Raw genomic sequence first — 25,812 nt, forward strand, 5'->3', positions numbered from 1 at the left:
TCCCGTAAGGTTCGGCGCGCCGACCGAACGCGCCAATCGATGCGCAATAACTTCGCATGCACCACAACTTGCCTTACCCGTTCAAACAAACCACAAGCGCCATCGAACAATCACTTCGGCAATAAATCTTATCGAAGACCCGCATAAAACCTTAAACCTGTTTTAACTCGTCTAGACGATCGAACATTTAAATAACCTGTGGCCGTTTTAAACCCAACCCCAATCCAACCGCTCAAATAACCACAAATCACCACACCCACCGCGCCTAAAACGCAGGCGTCAAAATGTTACGCAACACCTGTCACAAAATTGCTCTGGTGCGCTGCTTAGTCTTTGCCGGCGAATCCAGATGCGTCGCATCGAACGCAAAGGCTTCGCGAGTTACGCGCCGCATCGCGCCTGCGCGTCCGTATCGGCCCGCGCCGCATGCCCGGCATCGAATTCAGGTCTATGACACGCACACGCTCCCGTTTCCGCCGTCGCTCCGCTGCCGCCACCTGCGCGATGCTGGTTCTCAGCCTCCTGTCGGATCCGCTCGCGCATGCACAGCCGCAGTCGCAGCAGCAGGTCAACCTCAGCTTCTCGAACGTCGATATCAGCCAGGTCGCGAAGGCCATCGGCGCCGCCACCGACACCACGATCATCGTCGACCCGCGCGTCAAAGGGCAGCTCAACCTCGTCTCCGATAACCCTGTCAGCAAGGAACTCGCGCTCAAGACCCTCGAGTCCGCGCTGCGCATGCAAGGCTTCTCGCTCGTGCGCGATGGCGGCATCCTCAAGGTCGTGCCCGAAGCCGACGCCAAGCTGCAAGGCGTCCCCACCTACGTCGGCAACACGCCGAAAGCGCGCGGCGATCAGGTCATCACGCAAGTCTTCCGCCTGCGCAATGGCTCCGCAAACAGCCTGCTGCCCGCGCTGAAGCCGCTCGTCAGCCCCAACAACCAGATCGCTGCCTACCCGGCCGACAACACGCTGATCGTCACCGACTACGCGGACAACGTGCGCCGCATCGCGGACATCATCGCGGGCGTCGACGGCGGCGGAGGCGGGGCGCAGAAAGTGGCCGTCGTGCCGCTCAATCATGAAAGCGCGGTCGACCTCGAGCCGGTCGTGCAGAAGATGCTCGACCCGAGCAACATCGGCAACACCGATGCGACGCTCAAGGTGTCCGTTACCGCGGACCCGCGCATCAACGCGCTGCTGCTGCGTGCCAGTGATCCGGGCCGCATTCGCGATGCCAAAGCGCTGATCGCGCAGCTCGATGCGCCGACGCGCACGCCCGGCAATATGCATGTCGTGCGACTGCAGAACGCGAACGCGGTGGAACTCGCGAAAGTGCTGCGCGGCATGCTCGGTTTGGGCGGCGGCGATAGCGCGTCCGATTCGGATAAGGGCTCGAAAAGCTTCAACGACGGCAACGGCGGCTTCGGCAGCAAGAACAGCAGCAGTGGCAGTGGTTCGAGCGGCAGCGGCACGTCTTCGTCAACCGGCACCGCGGGCGTGCCGCCGTTGCCCGGCTCGTCGGATAGCGGCAGCGGCGGGTCGACCTATGGCAGCGGCGCGAGCGGCGGTTCCGGTGGCCAAGGCGGACTGATCGCCGGCGCGCGCGGCGGCGGCCCCGGCAGCGACAATGGAACAAACGGCCTGATTCAGGCGGACCCCGCGACGAATTCGCTCGTCGTTACCGCGCCCGAGCCCGTCTATCAGAACGTGCGTAACGTGATCGACCAGCTCGATGTGCGCCGCGCGCAGGTCTATCTCGAAGCGATGATCGTCGAGATGAGCGCGACCTCGGCCGCCAATCTCGGCGTGCAATGGCAAGGCGCGGTGCAGTCGAGCGGCGGCAACAACATCCTCTACGGTTCAACGAACTTCAACGTGCCGCCGACGAGCCAGGGCATCGTCAATTTGACTGCGCAAGGCCAGTCGATTGCGCAGAATCTGTCGACTATCGCGACCACCACGCTGCTGAACAACGGCGTCAATATCGGGCTTATTCACCAGTTCGGCAATTTCTTCGGGCTCGGTGCGCTCGTGCAGGCGCTGTCGACGGTCAGCGATGCGAGCATTCTTTCGTCGCCGAATCTGATCACGCTCGATAACGAAGAAGCGCGCATCGTGGTCGGTTCGAATGTGCCGATCCAGACGGGTTCGATCGCGACGGGCACCACGGTGACGAGCGGCAACGTCAGCGCGTTCAACACGTTCGATCGCGAGGACGTCGGCATCGTGTTGCACGTAAAGCCGCAAATCACGCAGGGCGGCACGATCAAGCTGCAGATTTATTCGGAAGACTCGTCGGTCGACCAGTCGTCGATCAACAATCCGGGCGGCGTGACGATTATCAAGCGCTCGGTGCAGTCGACGGTGCTGTCCGACGATGGCGAAATCGTCGTGCTCGGCGGGCTGATCCAGGACAACTACGTGGACGGCAACAACAAGGTGCCGTTGCTTGGCGATATTCCGTTGATCGGCTCGCTGTTTCGCGCGGAAAACAAGGCTCGCACGAAGACCAACGTGATGGTGTTCCTGCGGCCTGTGATTGTTCGCGATGGGCGCACGCTGGCTGATATTTCGACGAACCGCTATGACTATGTGCGGCAGCAGACCACCGATCAGCCAACCGATAACCGCATCATTCGCGATCACGATGTGCCGGTGCTGCCGCCGCTTACGCCGTCGCCTGCGCAAGGCGTGCCGGCGCAGGATGGGCTGTTCGATCTGAACCGGATGACGCGGCCGGCGCCGCCACCACCGCCGCCGCCGGGTGGGCCGGTTGGGGCGGTGCCCGCGGGGCCGGCGCCGGGCGCGGGGAATCCGGTGGGATCGCCGGGCGCATCGAATACGTTGAACGCACCGAATGGATCGGGCGCGGCGTCAGCCCAGGCGCTGCAAACGCGAGCACAAGCTCAAACTCAAACGCAGGCTATTCCCGTAGCGCCTGCGGCATCTGCTGTTGTGGAATCGAACGCAACGGCCAACGCGAACAGCAGCAACAGCAACAACATCAACACATCGAGCGTCGCCGTCGGCGCGCCGATGGGGTCCGCTGCGCAACACGCCACCGCAGCACCCCTCATCGATTCGTTCTCTTCCGCAACGGGCAATTCCCAAAGAACGGATCAGCCATGACGGACGAAACCGTGTTCACTGCTATCGCCGCGCCCGCTGCCGAACCACGCGAACCTGCGCGGATCGACCCGTCGCGGATGCTGCCCTATGGTTTCGCGCGCAACGGTCAGATCCTGATCGCGAATCAGCACGACGACACGATTGAAGTCTGGATCAGCGATCGCACGCCGATTTCGGCGATTGCCGAGGTATCGCGCAACCTGTCGAAGGTATCGCTCGTGTGCGTACCGGCTGACGAGCTCGCGCAGGCGATCAACGCCGCGTACTCGCGCCAGGACGGCAGCGCGGCGCAGGTGGTCGGCGAAGTGGAAGGCGAAGTCGATCTGTCGCGGTTGATGCAGGACATCCCGGAAGTCGAGGATCTGCTCGAGTCCGAAGACGATGCGCCGATCATCCGCATGATCAACGCGCTGCTTACACAGGCGGCGCGCGAGCAGGCTTCCGATATTCATATCGAGCCCTTTGAAAATGCATCGGTCGTGCGCTTTCGCGTCGACGGCACGCTGCGCGATGTCGTGCGGCCCAAGAAAGCGCTGCACGGCGCGCTGATCTCGCGGATCAAGATCATGGCGCAGCTTGATATCGCGGAAAAACGCCTGCCGCAGGATGGCCGTATTACGCTGCGCGTCGGCGGCCGCCCAGTCGACGTGCGCGTATCGACGCTGCCGACCGGTCACGGCGAACGCGCGGTGCTGCGTCTGCTCGAAAAGGACGCGGCGCGTTTGAATCTCGAAGCGCTGGGCATGGCACAGGACACGCTCGGTCAGTTCGACAAGCTCATCGGACGCCCGCACGGCATCGTGCTCGTCACCGGCCCGACCGGCTCCGGTAAAACGACGACGCTTTACGCATCGATGTCGCGCCTCGAAACGGCCACGACCAACATCATGACTGTCGAGGACCCGATCGAATACGATCTCTCGGGCATCGGCCAGACGCAGGTCAACGAGCGGATCGGCATGACGTTCGCGCGCGCCTTGCGTTCGATTCTGCGTCAGGATCCGGACGTGATCATGATCGGCGAAATCCGCGACCTCGAAACCGCGCAGATCGCGGTGCAGGCCTCGCTGACGGGCCACCTTGTACTCGCAACGCTGCATACGAACGATGCGGCATCGGCGGTCACGCGTCTGACGGACATGGGCGTCGAGCCCTATCTGCTGGCGTCGTCGTTACTCGGCGTGCTCGCACAGCGTCTCGTACGCCGCCTGTGCCCCGTGTGCAAGGAAGAAAAAGAAGAAGACGGCCACAAGCAATGGCATCCCGTCGGCTGCGACAAGTGCGGACACTCAGGCTATTCAGGACGGCGCGGCGTCTACGAGCTGCTACTGGTTGACGACGCAATCACATCGTTGATTCACCGCAACGCATCGGATGCGGAAATCCTCGCGACAAGCCGCAAGCAGGGCATGCGCACCTTGCGCGAGGATGCGAACCGTTGGCTCTCGACGGGCTTCACGTCCCTTGAAGAAGTGTTGCGGGTGACAGGCGGAGAATGACATGTCGGCATTCCGTTACGAAGCGATCAATACGGCAGGCAAAACGCTCAAGGGCGTGCTCGATGCGGACAGCGCGCGAGCGGGTCGCAGTCAGTTGCGTGCGCAAGGGTTGACGCCGCTCGTCGTCGAACTCGCGGCGCAGCGATCGCAAGGCGAGCGAAGCCAGCGCTTATCGCTGGGCCGCAAGCTGTCGCAGCGCGAGCAGGCGATTCTGACGCGCCAGCTCGCGAGTCTGTTGATCGCAGGTTTACCGCTTAGCGAAACACTGACCGTGCTTAGCGAACAGGCCGAGCGCGATTACGTGCGCGAGTTGATGGCGGCGATCCGTTCTGAGGTGGTCGGTGGCCATTCGCTTGCGAATGCGTTGTCGCAGCATCCGCGTGATTTTCCGGACATTTATCGCGCGCTCGTCGCGGCTGGCGAACATACAGGCAAGCTCGGTCTCGTGCTGGCGCGCCTCGCCGACTATATCGAGCAGAGCAATGCGCTAAAGCAGAAGATCGTGCTCGCGTTTACGTATCCAACGGTTGTGACGATCATCGCGTTCGGCATCGTCACGTTCCTGCTCAGCTATGTGGTGCCGCAAGTCGCGAACGTGTTTACCAGCACAAAGCAGCAGCTGCCGTTCTTAACTGTGGCGATGCTCGCGCTTTCGAACTTCGTGCGCCATTGGTGGTGGGCCGCGCTAATCGGCGTGGCGCTAACGGTATGGATCGTGCGCGGCATCCTCAAGCAAGCAGGGCCGCGGCTCGCGTTCGACAAATGGGCGTTGACCTCGCCGCTATTCGGCAAGCTCGTGCGCGGCTATAACACGGTGCGTTTCGCGAGCACGCTCGGCATTCTGACCGCAGCCGGCGTGCCGATTCTGCGCGCACTGCAGGCGGCCGGCGAAACGCTCAGCAACCGCGCGATGCGCGCCAATATCGACGATGCAATCGTGCGTGTGCGCGAAGGCACATCGCTGTCGCGCGCGCTAGGCAATACGAAGACATTCCCGCCCGTTCTCGTGCACCTGATCCGTTCAGGCGAAGCCACCGGCGACGTCACGACGATGCTCGACCGCGCATCCGAAGGCGAATCGCGCGAACTCGAACGCCGCACGATGTTCCTGACAAGCCTGCTCGAGCCGCTGCTGATTCTCGCGATGGGCGGCGTGGTGCTCGTGATCGTGCTCGCGGTGATGATGCCGATCATCGAACTGAACAACATGGTGCAGTAATGCGCGGTTCAACTTACGACGCGTCGAACCGCGCTTCAAGGGCTTCGAGCACTTCCAGCAAATCGGGCGAATCGTGCAAATGGCTAGCGCACGAACGCAGTCGGATTCTCGACAGCCGGCAGCGAGATCTCGCGCTGCAAGCTGCCGCGCTTGACGATGATCGAGTGCGCGCGCACTTCGCTAAGCGTCGTCGAATCGTTGATCTTGCCGTTCACGCGGATCACACGCGCGGGCTCGCCGCCGATGCTGACGACCGCCGCGCCGTGATGCGCATCGAACGACAGCACACCGAGCAGCTGCACCGTATCGCGCGGCCCTTGGTCAGGCTGCGCGCCGAACAGCGTTGCGCCGGCAGTGGTATCGAGCGCGGCGGCCGGCGCGGGCTGCGCGGGAGCGACAGGAGCGGGCGCCGTGAAAACATGGGCCCACCACGCGAGCACCGCAATGAACAGCAGAACGGCTGCGATCGTGCCGAGCAAGGGCAAGGACGTGAACCGATGCGTGAAGTTGAGGCGAAGCATGGCGTGGATTCCCGCTGGTTGAACCGTATGAACGACATCGAGATAAGCGACATCGGCTGAAGTTGAATGACCCGCGCGCAGAGCAATGTGACATGCATCCGCACGCAACACAACGCGTAACCGTATTTTTGGACGAGAGGGTGAACTTGTGATGACTGGTTCGAATATGCCTGAAGGACAAGCGGTTCAAGTGCTTTCGCGCACGCGCGCTGGAACGTTAGGCGCATCGCGCACGTGGCGCGCACGCGCGCAGCGCGGCTTTACGCTGATCGAAATCATGGTCGTGATCGCGATTCTCGGCATTCTTGCCGCGCTGATCGTGCCGAAGATCATGAGCCGCCCTGACGAAGCGCGCCGTGTTGCCGCGAAGCAGGACATCGGCACGATGATGCAGGCGCTCAATCTGTACCGGCTCGATAACGGCCGTTATCCGACGAGCGAACAGGGCTTGCGCGCGCTCGTCGAAAAGCCGACGACCGACCCGGTGCCGAACAACTGGAAATCAGGCGGTTATCTCGAGCGCTTGCCGAACGACCCGTGGGGCAATCAGTACCAGTATCTGGCCCCGGGCGTGCACGGCGAAATCGACGTGTTCAGCTACGGCGCGGACGGAAAGGCAGGCGGGGAGGCGAACGATGCCGATATCGGATCGTGGCAGTAGGCGCACGCGTTGCCTACGGCAAGGCTCGCTCGTAGCCGGCGCGCAGCCGCGTCGCGCGCCGCGGCGCTTGCGGTTAGGGATAGTCGGCAGCGGGCAGCGGCATTGCGGAACGGGGCGCGTATTGCACCGCGCATCGTCGCGCGGCTTCACGCTGATCGAGATGCTCGTCGTGCTGATGATTGCGGGGCTGTTGATAGCAGTTGTTGCGCTCGCGCCGTCGCGCAATAAGCGCACTGATCTGAACGAGGAGGCGCAGCGTCTCGCGACGCTGCTCGAATCCGCGGATGACGAAGCGCAAGTGCGGTCGGCATCGATCGCGTGGCAGCCGGTCGATGGCGGCTATCGCTTCTTTCAGCGTGCGGAAAACGGCAAGTGGTTGCCGTTGAGCGACGACGTGCTCGGTCCGCATCGATGGGATGCCGATGTGACGGGCGTGTCGATTCACTATACCGGTGGCGCGGGCATTCAACGCGTCGTGTTCGGCGACGAAAGTATCGAGGTGCCGGTGACGATCACGCTTCATTCCGGTGACGTAAGCCTGCTGGTGGTCGGCACCGGCATCGGCAACTTTGCAGTACGGCGGCCATGAATATGCAAGACGATCGTACGTGGCATTACGTTCAGCGAAAGCGCAAATACGAATGCGAGTGTGAGCGCGTGTGTGCGTGCGAACTTGAGGAGGCTTCGTTATGTCGAGCCTGATCGTGCTATTGCCGTCTGCTGATGCGCAAGCCGCCTCAGCGGATGGCATCGATGCCATGCCGCTGCCGTTCGCATTGCTCGATCGCAGCGGCGAGATCACGCGAGTCGGGCACGCTTCGCTCGCTGAATTGCCGCGCGCGATGACCACAGTGCTCGTCGTCGCCGCGCGCGATACGCTGCTGCTGAAGGTCAATCTGCCGCCGGTCACGGGTCCACATTTGCGTCGCGTGCTGCCGAACGTTGTCGAAGAACATCTGATTCAGGATGCGCAAGGTAGCCACGTTGCAGTCGGTCCGGACGCCGATCCGCAAGGCGAGCGATGCGCGGCGATTGTCGACCGCGACTGGTTTGCGGGCGTGATCGAGCGGTTCGCCGCGGCCGGACATCGAAAGCTGCGCGCGGTGCCGTTGATTCACTGCATTCCGTTGCTCGATGCACCGCAAGCAGCGACTCAACCCACTAGCGAAATGCAGCGTGAGGAAGCGAAAGTCGAAGCGGGCGACGTCGACACCGCATTTCAATCGGAAGAAGAAGACGGTACTTCCAAAGATTCGAACAACAACGCTGCTGCGAATGTAGCCGAAGCGAATACTGACTTAGCCGCAAGCGCACTGATCGTGCGGCATAGCATCCGGCGACGCTTGAAAACCGAAGCGAATAGCATTAGCGAAATAGAAGCAATCGACAAAGCGATCGAAGACGCGGCCAGCGCCGACACGACGATCATCAGCGACAGCGAAGAGCACATAGAAATCGCCGTGCGCCAGGGCATGCTTGGCTTCGGCATGTCGATCCGTGCCGCGCAACTGGACGCAACGATCGCCGAACTGGCGAAGCGTCAGCCGCTGGTGGTATATTCGTTAGGGCTCGAAGCATTAGGCGAGCAGGCGGCAAATAGCACCGCAAATAGCACTGCAAACGCGGGCAAAAGCGCGACCCAAGCCGTAACGCACACCGCCGCATCGCGCAACGAACCGCATTTCGCGGCAGCACACGCCGCGGGCAGCCGCGCTCAGCGCACCGCGTCAACCTCAACCGCTTTCCCGCTGGCCGCCCTAACGCTCCCTTGGCCATCGCTAGCGCGCGACGCCTTAGCCTGCCGCTTCGACCTCTGCCAGTTCGAGTTCGGCAACGGCGGCCGCTCGCGCGCCGGCGGAGGCGGCCTCAAACCTTGGCGCATCGCAATCGGCTTGGTCGCTACAGCGCTAATCGTCTCGCTCGTCGCGATCAACGTGCAATGGTTCCAATTGCGCCATCGCCGCGACGCGCTCAACGCGCAAATGACCGAGCTCGTCAAATCCGCTTTCCCCGACGCTACCGTGATTCTCGACCCGCACGCGCAAATGGCCGTCGGCCTCGCGCGTTTGCGCAGCGCGGCCGGCGAATTGCGCACGGACGACTTCGCGGTGCTGGCATCAGGCCTGTCGCGCGCGCTGGGCTCGATCCCATCGAGCGCGATCGCGGGCCTCGACTACAACAGCAATACGCTCGACGTCACGTTCAAACCGGGCACGACCGTCGACACCGACGGCCTCACGCGGCGACTCGCCGCGCAGGGCCTGTCCGCACAGGAGGACAACGGCAAATGGTCAATCAAATCCGCACAGCGCTCATCCCGCTAAAAAGCTGGTTTGCCGAGCGCCCGCCACGCGAGCAAAAGCTGCTGCTTGCCGGCGGTTCGGTCGCGTTAGCCGCGATCATCTACAACGTGCTGTGGGAGCCGGCCTTCGACGGCCGCGCGCAAATCGCCGCGAGCCTGCCGCAAATCGAAACGCAACTTGCCGATATCCGCGCGCAGGTCGAACAGGCGCGTCATCTGAAAGCCGCCGCCGCGCGTCGCGCGCCGACCGGCTCGGCCTTGCGCGACGCGCTCGATTCATCGCTGCAGCAAACCGGCATAGCGGACGCGAAACTGACCGTGCTCGGCAAAGGCGTGCAGATCGACGCGAAAGGCGTGCCGTTCGCCACCTGGATGACATGGCTCGACCAGGTGCGCCGCGACGACCACGTGCGCGTAATCAGCGTGCGCGCGAGCGCTGAAGACAAGCCCGGCCAGGTCACGATTTCGGCCGCGCTACAACCGACGCTGGAGCAATGACATCGTGCGGCCGACTAAGAGATCGGCCCTCAATTCGGCCCGCACTTCGGCCCACCCGTCGGCTCGCCTATCGGCCCGCGCCGATACTTCGTCCCACTATGCGAACCACGTCAAAACGCCTCATTCGTTGACTTCTGATTGTCACATTCAGTACATACGATACGTCGTCCAGCGGCACTGTCGACATTTATGTCGCGGTCGCAGCGACGGCATGGCACGCCGTCCCCTCATTTCCGGCTTTTCATTCATGACAGATTCCCGGGCAACGACCAGTGTCGTCACGCTGGTCGCATGTCTCATGCTGTGCGCGCTGCTGATGCGCGGCGCGCAGGCACAGGACGCGGAATCTGTCCGGAGTCAGTCCGCAAGAACCATGCATTTCGAACTTCCCGCACAGCCGCTCGCGTTGACGCTTCAGGCCTTCGGTCGCATGACCGAGATGGTATTGCTTGCGCCCGCACCGCTGCTTGAAGGAAGGACGAGCGCCGCAGTGAGCGGTGACTTCGCGCCACACGACGCGCTGACGCGCGTGCTCGAAGGCACCGGTCTGCAAGCCGATTTCTCGGGTCTCGACGAAGCGATGATCGTCGCGCGGACCACGCCTGCCGCGCCCGATGTTACGGCGTCCGGATCGGTGCAGACGCAACCATTGCCGATCGCGCTGCCGGTAGACGGCCTCGGCGAAGACGGCGAACAGCGCGCCTATGCGGCGATGATTCAGGAGCGCCTGACCGACGCCTTGTGTGCACAGGACACGACGCGCCCCGGCAATTACCGGCTCGTCGCGCAAATGCGCATCGACGATAGCGGCGCCGTCAGCGCGACGGAACTGATCGCATCGAGCGGTTCGCTGCGGCGCGATGCGGCGATCGAAGCGGCGCTGCGCAAACTGAAGTTCGATGCGGCGCCGCCGCCCGGACTGCCCGAACCCGTGACGATTTTGTTACGGCCGTCCGGTAATGGCGTGCATATCAATTGCCCGCCGGCGGAAAAGCGAGGTTAGGGGCCATGTCCGACACCAGTCGTGCGCAGGCACTAAGGAAGCTGCTCGTCTCGCGTTATTCGTATCTGGCCAAGCGGCTCGAGCGCGTAACGGGTTCGAAAGACGGCGCCGCCGATGCCTTGCATGAAACATGGCTGCGCCTCGAAAGCGCGAACATCGCGACGCCGGTCGCGAATGCCGATGCATATCTGCTCGGCATGGCCAATAACGTCGTGATCGATCAGCATCGCCGCGAGCGGCGCCACGAGCACGATGAAGACGATGGCGAGCTGTTGCTCGAATTGCCGGATGAACTTGCGGACCCGGAACGGATCGTAGCTGCACGCCGCAAAGTCGAAGCGCTGAAGGATATTCTGCGTGGCTTGACGCCGCGGCGCCGCGCGATTCTGCTGGCCGCCCGCGTGGACGGGCAGTTGAACCGTGAAATTGCCGAGGAATTCGGCATTTCGCTGCGCCTCGTCGAAAGCGAATTGAGTGCGGCAATGAAATATTGCCTGAAGCGCATGCAGGAAGCCGGCGATCCGTATGCGGGATCGACTGCCGGCCCGAGAAAATTTTGAACACGTTGCCAATGAACAAGCCCGACGCCGATGACGCGACCGACGTCCTCGCACAAGCCAGTGCGTGGCTCGTCCGTTTGCGCTCCGGCGACGCGAGCGAGGACGAAAAGCAGGCGTTCGCGCAGTGGTGCGAGACGAACCCGCAAACCGCGCAGCTGTTGCGCGGCACGTGGACGTCGTTGCGCAGCGCGGCTGCGGAAATCGCCGAGGAAGAGCGTGCCAACGGTAGCGCGTGGCGCGGCCATGCCCGCAGCCGCGTGGCGCATCCGCTGCGTCCCGGCCGGCGCGCGTTCGTTGGCTTCGCCATTGCTGCGGGCGCATCGTGGCTCGCAATCAAGCCGCCGATGCAGCTGTGGCCCGCGCTCGGCGACTTCGCGGCCGACTGGCGCACGGGCACCGGCGAACAGCGCCGTGTCGTGTTGTCGGACCGCGTGGCCATCGAAATGAATACGCAGACCCGCATGGACCGGCTGCCCGCGCAGGACACGATGCATGGCGTCGAGCTCGTCGCGGGCGAAGCGGAGATCGTTGCTTCGCAGCCGCCGGCTGGCTATGCCGGCCCAATGCGCACGGTCGTGGTGGTGGCCGGCAAGGGCAAGATGCAGGCGGAGGTCGCGCGCTTCGATATCAAGCGCGTGGGCGGCCAGGTGTGCGTGACGTGTATCTCAGGTACGGTCGCGTTCGAGCATCCGCGCCGGCGCATGGTGCTGCAGCCGTCGCAGCAGATCGTCTATGACGATCGCGATGTGCAGACGGTGTCCGCGGTCGATCCGTCCGTCATCACGTCGTGGCGGCGCGGCGTGCTGGTGTTCAACGGCGTGCCGCTCGCGCAGGTGGTCGACGAGATCAATCGCTACCGGCCCGGCAAGATCATTCTGCGCAATGCATCGCTTGGCGATAACCGCATCCAGGCGCAATTCCCGATCGCGAAGCTCGATGATGTAGTCGGCATGCTCGGCAAGCTCTACGGCGCGCATATCACGCAGCTGCCCGGCAATATCGTGCTGCTGAGCTAGTCCCGTTTGTTCCGTCTTTGTTCCTTCTATTTCCCGTCTGTCGAAAGTCCCAACCTTGGCCCCAACACGGTGCCTGCTGAAAAGTCTGCGGGTTTTGCCGCGTGCTTTCGACCTTGTCTATGTAGGCCCTCTTCAAAGCGTTCAAGTCGTACGACGCGATTCTTCCTCATTGCTGCCCGTAGCGGGTGGCAAGGACGGCGCGTCTCCGCTCGCCGCAGGCTGCGCCGCACCCGGTGCGGCGTGCCACGCGGCATCGAGCGGATCGTCGGCGCTTTCGTAGGGCTTGAGCAGAAATGGAAAACGCTCGGCGAGCGCGGCGCTTTTACGCAAGGCGACGATCTCGTCGATCATCCAGTGCAGTAGATCGCTGCCGTCATGAATCTGAGAGAGAGTCCAAACGGGCATGGTGGAGAACAGGTCAAAGACGCCGCTCCACCGCGAAGCACGCCCGTTCGACGATGGACGCAGGTAGGTCTTGAGATGGAAGTCGCCGTTGTCGACCACGTCGCCGACAAAAAGGCCGTTCGCGGTCGGCGCGACGGCCTGCTTCCATTGTTCGAGTTGGGCAAGCGCACGCAGTGCGCGCGCGAAGACGAATGCAGCGCCGGTTTCGCGCTCGATGCCGTCGAGCGACATGACGCCGTTGCGCTGCATGCAGCGCGCGACGGCATGCGGTTTGATGGCGGTCGATGAAAAACTCGTGAGCACGAGGTCGGGCACAGTGACTTGCAGCTGGAATTCGCGCAGGCCGTGTTCGGCGCTCATCGTCGCGAAGTTGACGTAGAGGCCTTCGGTGTTGCCGAACGCGCCGACATACGGCTCGAGGCCGAGACGCTCGAGCTTCGGCGCGACCTGATGCGACAGCATGCGCATCAGTGAACGACGCGTCGACGCGCCTGTGAAGTCGTCGAGGCTTTTCATGACGATTTCGGTCAGCTTGTCGCGGCGTTCGTCGGCAAACATGCGGGGCGAGCGGTTGAGTTCGAATTTCGCGCGGCCGTGTGCCACGCGTGGGTCGACGAACATGCAGGTTCCTCCAGGACGGTCCGCTCAGTCACGATGCTGAGTCGCTGAAAACGAATCGTCAATGGTGGTCAATCAGTAGAGGCCGGCGGCGCCGGTGGTGTGAAGGCAATTCAGGCAACGTGAACAGGCAGTGTCAGTGTATTCGCATGCTTCACCAGACAAAGACGAGGCGATAACGTGATACGCGCAGTGATGCAACGCTTTGTTGAGCATAGCCCGATGACCTTGATGGCGCGCCTGATGCTGCAATGCGCGCTCGACGCGCAGTGGGTCGCCGATCTGTTCGAACAGGTCGACGTGCGCGGCAGCCTGTTGTTACGCGAGACGCTGTTCGGCACCACCGTCGAGGTGATGTCGACGCTCTCGGCCCGATTGCGACGCCCGTCGAGCGACGCGCGCGCGTCACACGTGGCGCACGTACCGCAGCTTCAGCGTGAATGGCCGGTGTCGATCACCGCGCTGCACGACCGGATCAGCCGCACGCGTTCGGGCTGGGGCCGCGCGCTCGTGCGCGACAGCGCGCAGCGTCTGTGCGAGCTTGCGCAGACGCCGCAGCGCGCCTTACCGGCGACCGTGCACGGTTATCGCTTGCGCGTCTTGCATAGCAGCCATTTGCCGGCCGGGACGAAATGCGCGCCCGGGCCGGACGGCTGCGCGCCGGTCGTGACGCCGCTCAATGCGCTGCGCGGCGCCGCGCTGGCCGCGCAATCGCTGATTGTCTACGACCCCGATCTCGCGATGATCGTCGACCTCGTGCCGTGCGAGCGCGACGACGCGCATGAACGCGCGATCACGGGTTCGCTGCTCGATTCGGTGCAGCCCGGCGAGCTATGGATTGTCGACCGCCGCTTCAGCACGCGCGCGATTCTCAATGGCTGGCCGCGTCGCGGCAGCGCGTTTATCGTGCAGGAGCATGGCTGCACGCCCGAGCATCGCGAGCTCGATAGCCTCGTGGAAAAAGGGCGCATCGAAACGGGCGTGGTGTATGAGCAGCCGGTGAGCATTGCCGATGAACTCGGCGCATCGATTGTGTTCAGGCGCATCGAATTGCGGCTCGATCGCAGCAATGAAGACGGCGAACGCGTAATTCGCATTCTGACCAATGTACCTGCCGCGCAGCTCGATGCGCAGGAGATCGCGCGTCTGTCGTGCCGTCATTGGAGCGCGACGCTACCGGTGCCGCTCGAGCCTGTTTTCAACGGCGAAATGATTTCAGCCGGGCCACCGCGCGCCGCGCTGTTGACCTTCGGTGTAGCCGCGTTTGCGTACAACGTGTTGAGCGCGATCGTTCGGGTGGTCAGTGCGCAGCAGGAATTGAGCGAGCGCGAATTCGAACGGTTGCCGTCGCATGTCGCGTGCGGTGTTAGCGCGACCTATGCGGGGATGATGGTGGCGCTCGCGGAAGATCAGTGGCAGCGCTACGACCGCATGTCGCCGCATGAACTCGCACCGCTCGTCGATGCGATTGCCGCGCATGTCGATCCGCGCAGCACGCGCAAGCAGCAGCGCGAAGCGAAAGTGCCGGCCGTGACCGCGCAGATGATGTGCGCCGCAACGGTCGATGTGCTGATGGGCTGCGAGCGACGCAAGGTCGAGCTCGATACCGAACCGCTTGCCGAGCAACGCGCGGTGGCGATGGCGACGCGCGACTTCAGCAGCAATCCGTCGAAGGCATTGCGCGATGCCGTGGAAGCGCCGGTGATGGTCACGAAGTACGGGCAGGCGATCGCGTTTCTGATTTCCGTCGAAGAGTGGAACCGGATGAAGGCGGAGATTCGCGAAAGCAGTCTCGACCGGCTTGCGCTCGGTGGATATGCGAGCGCGGCGAGCGATCTGCGTGAGCCGCCGCGCAAGACGTCGGTGAATTGAGTTAGCGAGTACGGGGTTAGGTTCGGGGTTACGTCCGGGCTTACGTAGTCACGCGGTGCACCCAGATGACCGAGGTCCATGCGAAATCGCCGATGCCGTAGCGCGCGATCAGCGTATCGATACGCGTGTTGATACGCGCTGAGTGGATCCGGCAGTGCACGATGAAATAGCCGCTGTTCACGTCGATCAGCGAGCCTTCCGCGAGCGTGGCGGTTGATTGTTGAGGGGCCAGCAGCACCGGGATTTCGGCGGTGCTGACAAAGTAAGCGGTGTTGCGACGCTCGACGATCGAGTGCGCCTGAGCCGCGGTGATGCCGGGAATCGCGGCCACGATCGTTTGTTCGGGCGCCGTGTTGACGTTGATTCTTGTGATGTCGGGCAGCACTGTGACGAACGGTGTCAACGCCCGGACGGTGCCTGCGTCGTAACCTGGAATGCGACGCAGGTCCGCCGCCGAGACGAGTTGCAGCGGCCAGTTCTCGGTGCCGGTGCCGTCGCGCAGCGAACGCAGGATGTAGTCGGCGGTGGGCTGCGCAAGAGCCGGGTCGAGCGACAGCGTGGTAAGCAGCCGGTTATACGCGGCAAGACCGCTCGCGTCGATGCGCCACGGCTGCGAGGGCGCGGGCCGCGAAACGAGGTCGGCGAGATTGAACTTCGCTTGCGCGTCTTCGACCTGGCCGGAGATCCATGCGTTCGCGAGTTCGCCGTTGACCGCGATCGCATCGCGCGGCAGCAGATTCGACAGCTGCACATCGTTGACGGGCGCCGACCATTCCTGGCCGATAAATGCCACGTTTGACGTCGAGCTTTGCGCACGCAGCGTTGCGCGCGCCCATTCGACGGCGGCGCGTTCGACCCACATCGTTTCGGTCGCAAGACGCTGGTTCTCGACGTCGCGTGTTGCGACGCGCTGGCGCCATAGCACGCTTGCCGCAAGCGTTGCTGCGAGCGCGACCACGAGCAGCACCGTGACGATGGCGATGCCGCGTTCGCGGTTACGTGATTGCTTATGCGTGCGCCTGGGAACGACTGGGGTCAATCGATGCATCGCCGGCTCCGTTCGATCGGATGCTTGATGAATGCCGCTATGAAAAACCAAAAGCAGACTTGCGTTACAGATGATAGAGGCTGCTGTTTTGCTTTAGCGTGACAAATGTTGCTGACAAAATGCTACGGAACAATTCGCAAAAAAATGACACCTTAGGCCGTTATGATGTCGCGACAAACAGGCTATACGCAGGGCTGTATGCAAGAACTCAAGCGCAACTGAAAGCGCCTGTTTGCCGACCTTCATTCCGGATAACTAGCGATCCCCGCTTCGCTTTCGAGGACCTGTTCTTTTTCGTCAGCGCGTCATGACCGTGGACAATGAGCTTCATCCGCTCGATGAACGCTATATCGAAGCGTATGGCCTTCGCGAAGGCGGTGCTATCGACGACGCAGACGGCGGCACGTTGCGCTGTCCGCTTTGCGCGGGTGTGTTGGTGCCGACACATCATCAGCGGCGCGGACATCGCTATTACAAGCATCGCAGCGAAGAAGACACCGCGCGCTGTCCGTTGACCACCACGAACTATCAACTCGAGCGCTTCCAGATCGGTACGCATGTGCCCGATCCGCATGCGGCGCGCGCGCATCGGGCGCAGTTTCTGTTCAACTGGAAGCGGCATTTCCGCATCGCAAGGCATACGGCGCCGGCGCTGACGCTTGAACGCTTTACCGCGCTCGTCAAATACGCGGATGTGATGAACCTGTGGGCCTATCCGCTGCTGGATCAGCGCGATCTGCCTTATGTGCTGCTCGTGCTTGCGGGGTTTATGGCCGAGCATCGGAAGGGCGACGTGACGACGTGGACGCGCTTCTGGTTCGATGGGCGTATCCGGTCGGCAAACGATTTATGGCGCAGCGGTGCGCCTGAGGCGCGTTTGTATCGCGTGATCTATCGCGATGCGGTGCGCACGCCGTTTCCGACCAGCTCGGAAATTATCCGGTGGGAAAGAATCGAGCGTGTCGAGCGTATTGCGGACATCACTTCGCGCGGCGTAGGGCGTGCCGAGATGCGCACGTTCGAACAGTTTCTGGAAAACGATAAGGCCGTTCAGGAAGAGTGAAGCAAGCGTGCAGCATGAGTGAAAAGGCGGGCGCTATTCGCTTAAAGCTTGTGGCTTCAATTCCAAAGGCTGCGCATTGATCTTGATGCGAAACAGCGTATAAGGCTTCTTGCGCAGATCGCGGCCGTGATTGAACTGCGCCTGGCGGTTCAGCTGATTCGCCGTGAAATACAGGTAACCGTCGGTGCCGATCGACAGCGCATCGGGCCACAGAATGCGCGGGTCGTGCGCGATCGTTACCCATGTGCCGTCGGGCAGCATCTTACGGATGCTGTTGCGCTCATAGTCTCCCGCATAGACCGCGCCGTTGGCATCGGAAGCAAGCCCGTCCGAGGCGCCTTTTTCGCCTAAGTCGCGCACGCTTGCTTCGACTTCGCCATCGTCAGCGTCGCGATCGCGCAAAAATCTTGTCGCGACCGAATACAGATGGCGGCTCGACAGCGGCGAGAAATAGAGAATGTTGCCGTCCGCCGATAACGCGAGACCGTCCGCGGCGAAATGGACCGGTTGCGGCGTGCCATTGGGACCGTCCTCGGTCATTTCGATGCCTTCCACTACGGGGACAAACGCCGGGTCGCCCTGGGTGGCCGGATGCGCTTCCAGGGTTCGCCATGCGTCGCCGCTCGCGAGATCGACGACGATAATGCCACCCGGACCCGCCGGCGAAGAATCGGACAGATACGCGACGCCTTCCTTGCCGTAGCGGAAATCGAAGCGCACATCGTCGATATACGACTGCGGCAGCAGCACCTTCGGCTTGAAGACGATTGTCTTCACCACCTTGTTGGTGGCGAGATCGACGGCGATCAGTTTTGCGCCGCCTTGCACAGGCGGCGCAAATTTCGGCGCGGCGGTATCGAGTATCCACAGACGGTTGCGATAATCGGCGACGACGTTCTGCACGCTGAGCAGCGTCGCTGCGGGATGCATCGGGTCGGGCCGATTGATCTGCGCATTGGGATAAGGCACGACGCGCCCGTCGACAATCTCGCCGACCGTGAACGGCACGTCGTCGCCCCAGCGGGGATAGTTGACGAACAACCGCCCGTTTGGCGCTTTCGCGACACCGGACGGCATCGCGCCATAGAACTCGTGGACGGGCTCGATATGGCCGATCGAGCGTTCCTCCGGCAGCGATGCGCCTTCGTCGTGCGCCACGGTTTGTCCGTTGGTTTGCCCGTTCGTTTGCGCGTGCGCGACGCCCGGCAACGCGGCGGAAAGAAGGGCGATGACAGCCACAACTGCGGCTACCGCTACGTGTGCGGCTGCATATCTGTCGAAGGTCATGCTGCACCTCCTCGATGCGGGTTCATTCGCGTCCGTGTTCGTGCTTCAGCGTTCATGCCTTAAGCGCATGCGAAGGGTTCAATACGCGATTGATTGCGTTGCATGCAAATGCCCATGCGCACAACGCGCTCGAAACCCGATTGAAACAGTTCGCCGCGTTCCACCTTGTCGCAGATGCATGCTTCGTCATTGCGCCGCAGTACCCGGTGAAAATGAAAAGGCGCGTACGGCGCGGCGCGCCTGCACCGGACGTTCCGCTGTATGCGGCGCGCCAACACTTCGCCGCGAACTGTTGTTGCATGCAAAACTGTTTGTGACTCGCCGTCACGTCTGTTGAATTCCGACACCTTGCCGCTCACGCCCACTGCACAACGCGTTGCTTGAAATCAGCAACACTTCGCCCGTTTTTTGCAAATGCATGGCCACGGGCGCGTCGCCTGTCAGTCAATTGCGTTGCAGTGGAGTCGGGAAATGTGGATCTATCAAGTCAGTCCGGTTTTGCGGCAGAAGGGCAAAACTCTTATTCAGCGTTTGCTTGCAGGCGGCGCGGCCGTTGCGATCGTGCTCGTGGTTGCCGGTGGCGCGGCGCTCTGGCACGAAGAGCGTGCAGCCCGTATTGAAGCGTCGTCGGAGATGTCGCTGCGCGACCAGGTGTGGGATGGGCGTATCGATACCGGTGTCGCGGGCGACCATGCGGGTGGTATCTATGCCGTCGTCGATGCGTTCTCCGGCAGCGAGGAAGCGATCGTGACCGCCGTTCGAGGCTGCGAAGACGGCCAAGGCAAGCTTCAATAAGCCATTGCATCGACATTCTGTTCTCTGCCGCTCACGCGCTTGCGTCGGAATAAACATCGACACCAAGCGTTTAAATGAAGGCCGGACGGGGCAGCCTCGTCCGCACGCGAACGCAAGAGGACCGATCGATGCCCACGCTGAACAATCAAAACACGAATGAGCATGCCAGGAGGCGCGAATGACGGTTCGCGCGGCGATCGTAGGCATGGGCAGATGGGGACAACGGCTTGCGTTGTCGCTTCAGGGAAGCAGCAAGATCCAGTTCGTTGCCGGTGTGACGCGGCGCGTCGGCCGGGCGCAGGAATTCGCCGATAGTCATGGCATTCCGCTCACGAATCACTACGACGACGTGATCTCGAATCCCGCGATCGACGCGGTCGTGCTCGCGACGCCGCACAGTCTGCACGCGCGGCAGGTGCTCGCGGCCGTGGCTGCCGGAAAACACGTGCTTTGCGAAAAGCCGTTCACGCTCGATCGCGCGTCGGCCGCGCGTTGCATCGATGCGGCGGAAGCGGCCGGCGTCGTGCTCGCGGTTGGCATGAATCGCCGCTTTCTGCCGGCCGTGCGCGATCTGATGTCTCGCGCGAAGTCGGGCGATCTCGGCACGCTGCTGCACGTCGAGGCGAACTATTCGGCCAATGCGATCGGCTTTTATCCGGAAGGATCATGGCGTCTCGATCCTTCGGAAGTGCCATGCGGCGGGCTTATGGGTCTTGGCATCCATATGATCGACTCGATGATCGAAATGCTTGGGCCCGTGCATAGCGTGGTGGCCGTTTCGTCGAGCCGGATGATCCGCGAAATCGACGACGTGACGGCGGTGCTGATCGAGTTCGCTTGCGGCGCCAGCGCTTCGCTTTCGACGATGCTCGCGACGCCGATGATCTGGCGCCTGCACGCGTTCGGTTCCGCGGCACATGCGGAATTGCGCGGCATCGCGCGGCTCGAGGTGACGCGGCGCAACGATTCGCCTGCGCAAGTGTTCGACTACGCGCCCGTCGATATCGAACGCATGGAGCTCGAAGCGTTCGCCGATGCCGTGACAGGCCACGCGCCGTTTCCGGTTCCGCTCGATGATGCGTACCATGTCGTTGCCGTCTGCGAGGCGATCGTGCAGTCCGCGGCGACAGGCGAGCGTGTTGTGCTTGATCCGGTGCTTGCGGCCAGCTAAGTTAGTGCTTTAGTGTTGCGGGCGGGCCTGTTTGCGCTGCTCGCGACGTGACGTGCGTGCGCCTGTGCGCGCATGGTCAACCTCCGCAGTTCAATGCGATCGATGTGCCCAACTCATGCCATGAAAAACATAGTGAAGATCGCGGCCGCATTCGCGCTGTGTTGTGCGAGCCTTAGTGTCGGCACGCAGGCGTTTGCCGACGCGCCTGCCGCCACGCTTGTCGTGAAGAGCGGCGATAGCGAACACAGCTTCACCGCTAGTGAATTGCTCGCAAGGCCAGACAACAAAAGCGTGAACCTGACCGGCACCGTAAGCGGCGACATTTATCATCACAAGGTCGAATATCGCGCGGTGCCGCTGCTTGCCTTGCTCGGCAATCGTCCCGATGCGCACTTCGATACCGTCGAATTGCAGGCGACCGACGGTTTCGTCAGCGAGATTCCATTGACGCTCGTCGAACGCGGTGCGAAGAACGGCGCCGTGGCATGGCTCGCGGTGGAAGACCCCGCGCACCCGTGGCCCGCGTTGCCGAAAGACACGACGACCGCGGGGCCGTTCTATCTGATCTGGCAATTCCCGGAGCGCTCGGGCGTGAGCCGCGAGCAATGGCCGTACAAGGTCGCGCGCATTTCGCTCGTCGAAAGCCCTGATCATCGCTGGCCGCAGCTGGCCGTGCCCGCGAAGTTTGCCGGCGATGCGGGCGTCAGGCGCGGTCACGATGTGTTCGCCGTGCAGTGCATTGCCTGTCACAAGATGAATGGCGGCGGCAGTGGCAACGTCGGCCCCGATCTCGGCCAGCCGATGAACGTCACGCAGTATTTCAAGGACGCCGGGCTGCGCGCGCTGATTCGCGATCCGCACAAGGTCCGCACGTGGCCCGAGCAGCGCATGATCGGCTTTGGGCCTTCCGTCATCTCCGATGCCGATATCGAAGCGCTGCTGAAGTACCTGCACGCCATGGCGAGCGCGAAGCAGTAAGCGCACGCTCGCTTCTCCCTCTTTCCTTTCGATCACCTCACTCGACGCGATGAACCGGCGCCCGCAAGGGCGCCGTGTCGCGCGCGTCGTCACGCTCTCCTCGTGTAAATTGCATAGGTGCCAAAGCTGGTATGCATGGCACGCCATGAGCACGAATGGCATTCACCGGCATACTTTCGAGCACCTTAAAGCGTTCGCGGCACGAGCGGGAAGCACCCGAACATGGAATGCACGCGACTGCGAACGCGCGCCGTCTGGAGGCCAGACATAACAACAAGCAACCAGTTTTGCAACGGAGATATGCAATGCAGCCGTGGTACAGCACGATGGCGCCTGCCCAGCGCCGCACTTTCTGGGCGTGCTTTCTGGGTTGGGTGCTCGATGCGATGGACGTCCAGCTGTTTGCCTTCGTGATCCCGACGCTGCTCGCCACGTGGGGCATGACCAAGGCGCAAGCGGGTGTGATCGGCACATCGGCGCTTGTCGCATCGGCGGTCGGCGGCGTGATCGCCGGTTTGCTCGCTGACCGTATTGGGCGCGTGCGTGTGCTGAAGATCGCTATTCTGTGGTTCTCGTTGTTCACCGGTTTGTCCGCATTCACGAATAGCTTTCACGAGCTTTTGTTCACACGCAGTTTGCAAGGCATCGGCTTTGGCGGCGAATGGGCGGCCGGTGCAATTCTGATTGGCGAGGTGGTCGACAAGCGCATTCGCGGTCGCGCGGTCGGTTCGGTGCAAAGCGGCTGGCCAGTCGGTTATGCGCTTGCGGCGCTTGCGTTCTGGGTGCTCTATAGCGTGCTGCCCGAACATCTTGCCTGGCGCGTGCTGTTTCTGCTTGGCCTCGCACCGGGTCTGCTCGTGCTGTGGATGCGCCGGAATATCAACGAATCGGAAGCCTTCGAGGCGACCGCGAAATACCGCGCAAAGAGCGGCACGATGAGCACGTTCGGGCTGATCTTCGCGCCAGGCATGTTTACGCGCACGCTGCTCGCCTCGTTAATGGCGGCGGGCGCGCTCGGCGGCAATTACACGATTCTGACGTGGCTCGTGACCTATCTGCGCGAAACGCAAAGCCTCACCGTGAACCTGACGACGATGTATCTCGCCGTGAACATCTTCGGCTCGTTCTGCGGCTATATCGGCATGGCACATTTGAGCGACGGTATCGGACGCCGCACGACATTCGCACTGTCCGCCGCGGGCGCCACGCTAACCGTGCTCGCTTATACGCGCCTGCAATTGCCGATGTCCGTGCTGCTCGTGCTCGGCTTTCCGCTTGGGCTTTTCCAGTCGGGCATCGTGTCCGGCATGGGCGCGTGTTTTACCGAACTCTTTCCCACGCATATTCGCGCGACCGCGGGCGGCTTCTCGTATAACTTCGGCCGCGGCATCGGTTCGCTCGTGCCGGCCGCGGTCGGCATGACGAGTGCGTCGCTCGGGCTCGCGCCGTCGATCGGCGCGTGGGCGGCCGCATCGTATGTGCTCGTTTTTATCGTCGCTATCTTCCTTCCGGAAACCCGTAACCAGGAGCTTGAAGTTCATGTCTGACACCGCACTCCCGCGCAACGGCGGCAAGATTCTTGTCGATGCGCTCGTTCGCAACGGCGTGGACACCGTCTATTGCGTGCCCGGCGAGAGCTACCTGCCGGTGCTCGACGCGCTGCACGACGCGCATGGTGTGCGCACGATCGTCACGCGCCATGAGGGCGCTGCGTCGAATATGGCCGATGCGTACGGCAAGCTGACGGGCCGCCCCGGTATCTGCTTCGTCACGCGCGGGCCCGGTGCGACGCATGCGAGCAACGGCGTGCATACGGCGCGCGAAGATTCGACGCCGATGATCCTGTTCGTCGGCCAGATCGAGAGCGGCTTTATCGGACGCGGCGGGTTTCAGGAAGTCGACTATCGGCAGATGTTCGGCGGGCTCGCGAAATGGGTGACCGAAATCGACAGCCTCGAACGGATTCCCGAAATTGTGGCGAAGGCGTTTAGCGTTGCGATGTCGGGGCGGCCGGGGCCGGTTGTGGTTGCCTTGCCCGAAGATGTGCTGTTCGGTAAGGGCGCGGTGAGCGACGCGCCTGCTGCGCGTGTGACGCAGGCCGCGCCGGCTGTCGATGCGATGAATGAACTGCACGCGCTGCTCGCCGCCGCGCAACGGCCGCTCGTCGTGTTGGGCGGCACCGGTTGGGATGACGAAGCAAGCGCGGCGTTCAAGCGCTTTATCGTTGCGAATAATTTGCCGGTGGCGGCGTCGTTCCGTCGTCAGGATCTGTTCGACAATCGCGATCCACATTATGTCGGGCAGCTTGGGCTTGGTGTGTCGCCGAAGCTCGCCGAGCGGGCGCGCGAAGCAGACCTGCTGCTCGTGGTGGGTTCGCGGCTTGCGGAGACGACGTCGTCGGGTTACACGGTCGTGCAAAGCCCGGCGCCGGTGCAGACGCTCGTTCATGTGCATCCGGACCCGCAGGAATTGGGGCGCACGTTTCAGGCCCGTTTGCCGATCAATGCCGGCATGCGCGAGTTCGCGCATGCGCTCGACAAGCTGCCAGCCGTTGTTGCGCCGTGGCGCGCATGGACCGAAGCGGCGCGCACCGACTATGTCGCGCATTCGACGCCGCAACCGAATGCCGACATCAAGGGCGTCGATCTTGCGCAGGTGGTCGCGCATCTGAACGATGTGTTGCCTGACGATGCGGTGATCGCGAACGGCGCCGGCAATTACACGGTGTGGGTGCATCGCTTTTACCGCTATCGGCGGCCGGCTACCGAACTGGCGCCGACTAACGGCGCGATGGGCTACGGCTTTCCTGCTGCGATCGCGGCGAAGCTGCAGAACCCCGCGCGCACGGTGGTCGCGTTCGCCGGCGACGGCTGCTTCATGATGTATCCGCAAGAGCTCGCGACGGCCATGCAGTTCGGCGCACCGCTTGTCGTGATCGTCGTGAATAACAGCATGCTCGCTACGATTCGCATGCATCAGGAGCGCGAATATCCGGGGCGCGTGTCGTCAACGGATCTCGTCAATCCGGATTTCGTTGCGTTTGCGAAGGCTTTTGGCGCCCATGCGGAATGCGTCGAGCGGACCGAGGATTTTCCGGCTGCGTTCGAGCGCGCGCAGCGTGCGGGCGTGGCGGCGTTGATCGAGCTGCGTACGGATCCGCGTCAGATTACGCCGGTTGCGCGGTTGCCTGCTTAGCCCGCCTGAGTCCGGCGCGCATCCCGCGCGCCGGCACCTTCATTCAACGTGGTGCCCGGCCACGCGCCGCTGTTCACCAGCTCCGCAGCCTGCGCGCGAATCAGATGCGCGACGTCCCATAGCCCCTCCGGCATGACGCGATTCTGCGGCCACGCGAGCGCGACGTCGCGCTTGATTACCGGGTTTTGCAGCGGATAGCACTTGAGCCGTTTCGCCGCGACTTCCTCGGTCACCGATGCGGAAGGCAACACCGTGCATCCGCAATTCGCGAGCACGAGCCGCTTGGTGATCGAAATCGAGCCGTCGCATTCGAGCGCAATGTCCGGCGTAAAGCCGTGCTTTGCCGCGACCGTTTCGACCATCACGCGCAAACCGTGATGCGTGCTCGGCAAAATGAGCGGCACTTTCGCAAGAATATGCACGTCGACCGGGCCTTCCGGCTGCGCGAAATCGGGCGGCGTGACGAGGCAAACCTGCTCCGACATCAGCAGATCGAACTGCGTCGAGCCCGGATACTCGGGCACGTACATGATCGCGAGATCGACTTCGCCGTCGGCGAGCCAGCCCAGAATATGGCTCGCGAGGCCTTCGATAAAACGCACACGCGTGTTCGGATAGCGCGCTTTGAGCGTATGGCCGAGGCTGCCGAACATGATGCGCGCGATGGTCGGCTGCGCGGCGATGCACAGGCTCGCCGGGCCGAGGCCGACGGTGCTGCGCATCGCATCGCGTGCTTCGTGCAGCGTGCGTTCGAGGGCCGTTGCATAGCCGAGCAGCTGCTCGCCATGTTCGGTCAGCCAGACGCCGCGGCCGCTGCGTCGAAAGAGCCGTACGCCAAGCTCCGTTTCGAGCATGCCGATGCGGCGGCTCACCGTCGACTGGTTGGCGCCGAGCTCCATCGCCGCGCGGGAAATGCTGCCCGTTCGGGCGACGCGTGCAAACAGTTCAAGGTCGTCGGAATTCACGCGC

At 62.7% G+C, this 25,812-nt stretch carries 23 protein-coding genes; 17 read left to right on the plus strand and 6 right to left on the minus strand.

The features are described 5' to 3' along the window. Positions 1 to 450 precede the first annotated feature (450 nt). Genes gspD through gspF form a run of 3 tightly spaced genes read left to right on the plus strand, consistent with a single transcriptional unit; the run spans position 451 to position 5,850 of the window. Entirely contained in the window at positions 451 to 3,132 is a 2,682-nt protein-coding gene (gene gspD, locus KZJ38_RS24380; RefSeq protein ID WP_219802257.1) for a type II secretion system secretin GspD, read from the plus strand. Further along, positions 3,129 to 4,631, plus strand: a complete 1,503-nt coding sequence (gene gspE, locus KZJ38_RS24385) for a type II secretion system ATPase GspE (protein WP_219802259.1) — start codon at positions 3,129 to 3,131, stop codon at positions 4,629 to 4,631. Before gspD ends, gspE begins: the two co-directional genes overlap by 4 nt. Position 4,632: 1 nt before the next feature. After that, a complete protein-coding gene (gene gspF / locus KZJ38_RS24390; RefSeq protein WP_219802260.1) occupies positions 4,633 to 5,850 on the plus strand; it encodes a type II secretion system inner membrane protein GspF in 1,218 nt (405 codons plus the stop codon). A gap of 83 nt (positions 5,851 to 5,933) precedes the next feature. Here the strand turns inward: gspF and KZJ38_RS24395 are convergent, their stop codons facing one another. Further along, positions 5,934 to 6,371 carry a general secretion pathway protein GspC gene (locus tag KZJ38_RS24395; protein WP_219802262.1) on the minus strand — a complete coding sequence of 146 codons (438 nt, stop codon included), beginning with the start codon at positions 6,369 to 6,371 and terminating at the stop codon, positions 5,934 to 5,936. A gap of 277 nt (positions 6,372 to 6,648) precedes the next feature. Between KZJ38_RS24395 and gspG the strand changes: the two genes are divergently transcribed. From gspG to KZJ38_RS24430, 7 genes are all read left to right on the plus strand, one after another. Further along, positions 6,649 to 7,032 (plus strand): type II secretion system major pseudopilin GspG, encoded by a 384-nt coding sequence (gene gspG, locus KZJ38_RS24400; protein ID WP_246642146.1) that lies wholly within the window; start codon positions 6,649 to 6,651, stop codon positions 7,030 to 7,032. Between the two features lie 121 nt (positions 7,033 to 7,153). Continuing rightward, positions 7,154 to 7,621: a GspH/FimT family pseudopilin gene (locus tag KZJ38_RS24405; protein WP_246641982.1), complete on the plus strand. Its 468-nt coding sequence runs from the start codon at positions 7,154 to 7,156 to the stop codon at positions 7,619 to 7,621. 100 nt (positions 7,622 to 7,721) lie between these two features. Next, a complete protein-coding gene (gene gspL, locus KZJ38_RS24410) occupies positions 7,722 to 9,356 on the plus strand; it encodes a type II secretion system protein GspL (RefSeq protein ID WP_219802264.1) in 1,635 nt (544 codons plus the stop codon). Beyond that, on the plus strand, positions 9,320 to 9,832 hold the full coding sequence (gene gspM / locus KZJ38_RS24415) for a type II secretion system protein GspM (RefSeq protein ID WP_219802265.1): 513 nt from the start codon (positions 9,320 to 9,322) through the stop codon (positions 9,830 to 9,832). Before gspL ends, gspM begins: the two co-directional genes overlap by 37 nt. A gap of 247 nt (positions 9,833 to 10,079) precedes the next feature. Next, positions 10,080 to 10,835, plus strand: coding sequence for a secretin and TonB N-terminal domain-containing protein (locus tag KZJ38_RS24420; protein WP_219802267.1), 756 nt, complete (start codon positions 10,080 to 10,082; stop codon positions 10,833 to 10,835). Positions 10,836 to 10,840: 5 nt separating this feature from the next. Beyond that, positions 10,841 to 11,395, plus strand: coding sequence for an RNA polymerase sigma factor (locus tag KZJ38_RS24425; protein WP_219802268.1), 555 nt, complete (start codon positions 10,841 to 10,843; stop codon positions 11,393 to 11,395). A gap of 11 nt (positions 11,396 to 11,406) precedes the next feature. Next, positions 11,407 to 12,411, plus strand: coding sequence for a FecR family protein (locus KZJ38_RS24430; RefSeq protein WP_219802269.1), 1,005 nt, complete (start codon positions 11,407 to 11,409; stop codon positions 12,409 to 12,411). Positions 12,412 to 12,552: 141 nt separating this feature from the next. On the opposite strand, the gene KZJ38_RS24435 is transcribed toward KZJ38_RS24430, so the two are convergent. Beyond that, complete coding sequence (locus KZJ38_RS24435; RefSeq protein WP_246641983.1) at positions 12,553 to 13,437, minus strand: hypothetical protein; 885 nt, start codon at positions 13,435 to 13,437, stop codon at positions 12,553 to 12,555. A gap of 192 nt (positions 13,438 to 13,629) precedes the next feature. Between KZJ38_RS24435 and KZJ38_RS24440 the strand changes: the two genes are divergently transcribed. After that, complete coding sequence (locus KZJ38_RS24440) at positions 13,630 to 15,306, plus strand: type II toxin-antitoxin system Phd/YefM family antitoxin (RefSeq protein WP_219802270.1); 1,677 nt, start codon at positions 13,630 to 13,632, stop codon at positions 15,304 to 15,306. Positions 15,307 to 15,346: 40 nt separating this feature from the next. On the opposite strand, the gene gspK is transcribed toward KZJ38_RS24440, so the two are convergent. Next, complete coding sequence (gspK, locus tag KZJ38_RS24445) at positions 15,347 to 16,354, minus strand: type II secretion system minor pseudopilin GspK (RefSeq protein WP_219802272.1); 1,008 nt, start codon at positions 16,352 to 16,354, stop codon at positions 15,347 to 15,349. 307 nt (positions 16,355 to 16,661) lie between these two features. Here gspK and KZJ38_RS24450 point away from each other — a divergent pair, with 307 nt between their 5' ends. Continuing rightward, a complete protein-coding gene (locus tag KZJ38_RS24450; protein WP_219802273.1) occupies positions 16,662 to 17,417 on the plus strand; it encodes a hypothetical protein in 756 nt (251 codons plus the stop codon). Positions 17,418 to 17,450: 33 nt separating this feature from the next. Here KZJ38_RS24450 and KZJ38_RS24455 read toward each other — a convergent pair whose 3' ends face one another. Both KZJ38_RS24455 and KZJ38_RS24460 read right to left on the minus strand, forming a co-directional pair. Beyond that, a complete protein-coding gene (locus KZJ38_RS24455; RefSeq protein WP_219802274.1) occupies positions 17,451 to 18,704 on the minus strand; it encodes an L-dopachrome tautomerase-related protein in 1,254 nt (417 codons plus the stop codon). Positions 18,705 to 18,763: 59 nt separating this feature from the next. Beyond that, complete coding sequence (locus KZJ38_RS24460) at positions 18,764 to 19,063, minus strand: hypothetical protein (protein WP_219802275.1); 300 nt, start codon at positions 19,061 to 19,063, stop codon at positions 18,764 to 18,766. Between the two features lie 112 nt (positions 19,064 to 19,175). On the opposite strand from KZJ38_RS24460, the gene KZJ38_RS24465 reads away from it, so the two are divergent. From KZJ38_RS24465 to KZJ38_RS24485, 5 genes are all read left to right on the plus strand, one after another. Then, a complete protein-coding gene (locus KZJ38_RS24465; RefSeq protein WP_219802277.1) occupies positions 19,176 to 19,499 on the plus strand; it encodes a hypothetical protein in 324 nt (107 codons plus the stop codon). Between the two features lie 178 nt (positions 19,500 to 19,677). Continuing rightward, a complete protein-coding gene (locus KZJ38_RS24470; protein ID WP_219802279.1) occupies positions 19,678 to 20,670 on the plus strand; it encodes a Gfo/Idh/MocA family protein in 993 nt (330 codons plus the stop codon). Positions 20,671 to 20,790: 120 nt separating this feature from the next. Then, positions 20,791 to 21,648: a c-type cytochrome gene (locus KZJ38_RS24475; protein WP_219802280.1), complete on the plus strand. Its 858-nt coding sequence runs from the start codon at positions 20,791 to 20,793 to the stop codon at positions 21,646 to 21,648. Positions 21,649 to 21,953: 305 nt separating this feature from the next. Then, the gene (locus KZJ38_RS24480; protein WP_219802281.1) at positions 21,954 to 23,195 is read left to right on the plus strand and encodes an MFS transporter; all 1,242 of its coding nucleotides are present in this window, start codon (positions 21,954 to 21,956) and stop codon (positions 23,193 to 23,195) included. Further along, positions 23,188 to 24,843: a thiamine pyrophosphate-binding protein gene (locus tag KZJ38_RS24485; protein ID WP_219802283.1), complete on the plus strand. Its 1,656-nt coding sequence runs from the start codon at positions 23,188 to 23,190 to the stop codon at positions 24,841 to 24,843. The genes KZJ38_RS24480 and KZJ38_RS24485 overlap by 8 nt, the downstream gene beginning before the upstream one ends. Here the strand turns inward: KZJ38_RS24485 and KZJ38_RS24490 are convergent. Then, positions 24,840 to 25,808: a LysR family transcriptional regulator gene (locus KZJ38_RS24490; protein WP_219802284.1), complete on the minus strand. Its 969-nt coding sequence runs from the start codon at positions 25,806 to 25,808 to the stop codon at positions 24,840 to 24,842. The genes KZJ38_RS24485 and KZJ38_RS24490 overlap by 4 nt on opposite strands. Positions 25,809 to 25,812: the final 4 nt, after the last annotated feature.

Source organism: Paraburkholderia edwinii, assembly GCF_019428685.1.
Taxonomy (GTDB): Bacteria; Pseudomonadota; Gammaproteobacteria; order Burkholderiales; family Burkholderiaceae; genus Paraburkholderia; species Paraburkholderia edwinii.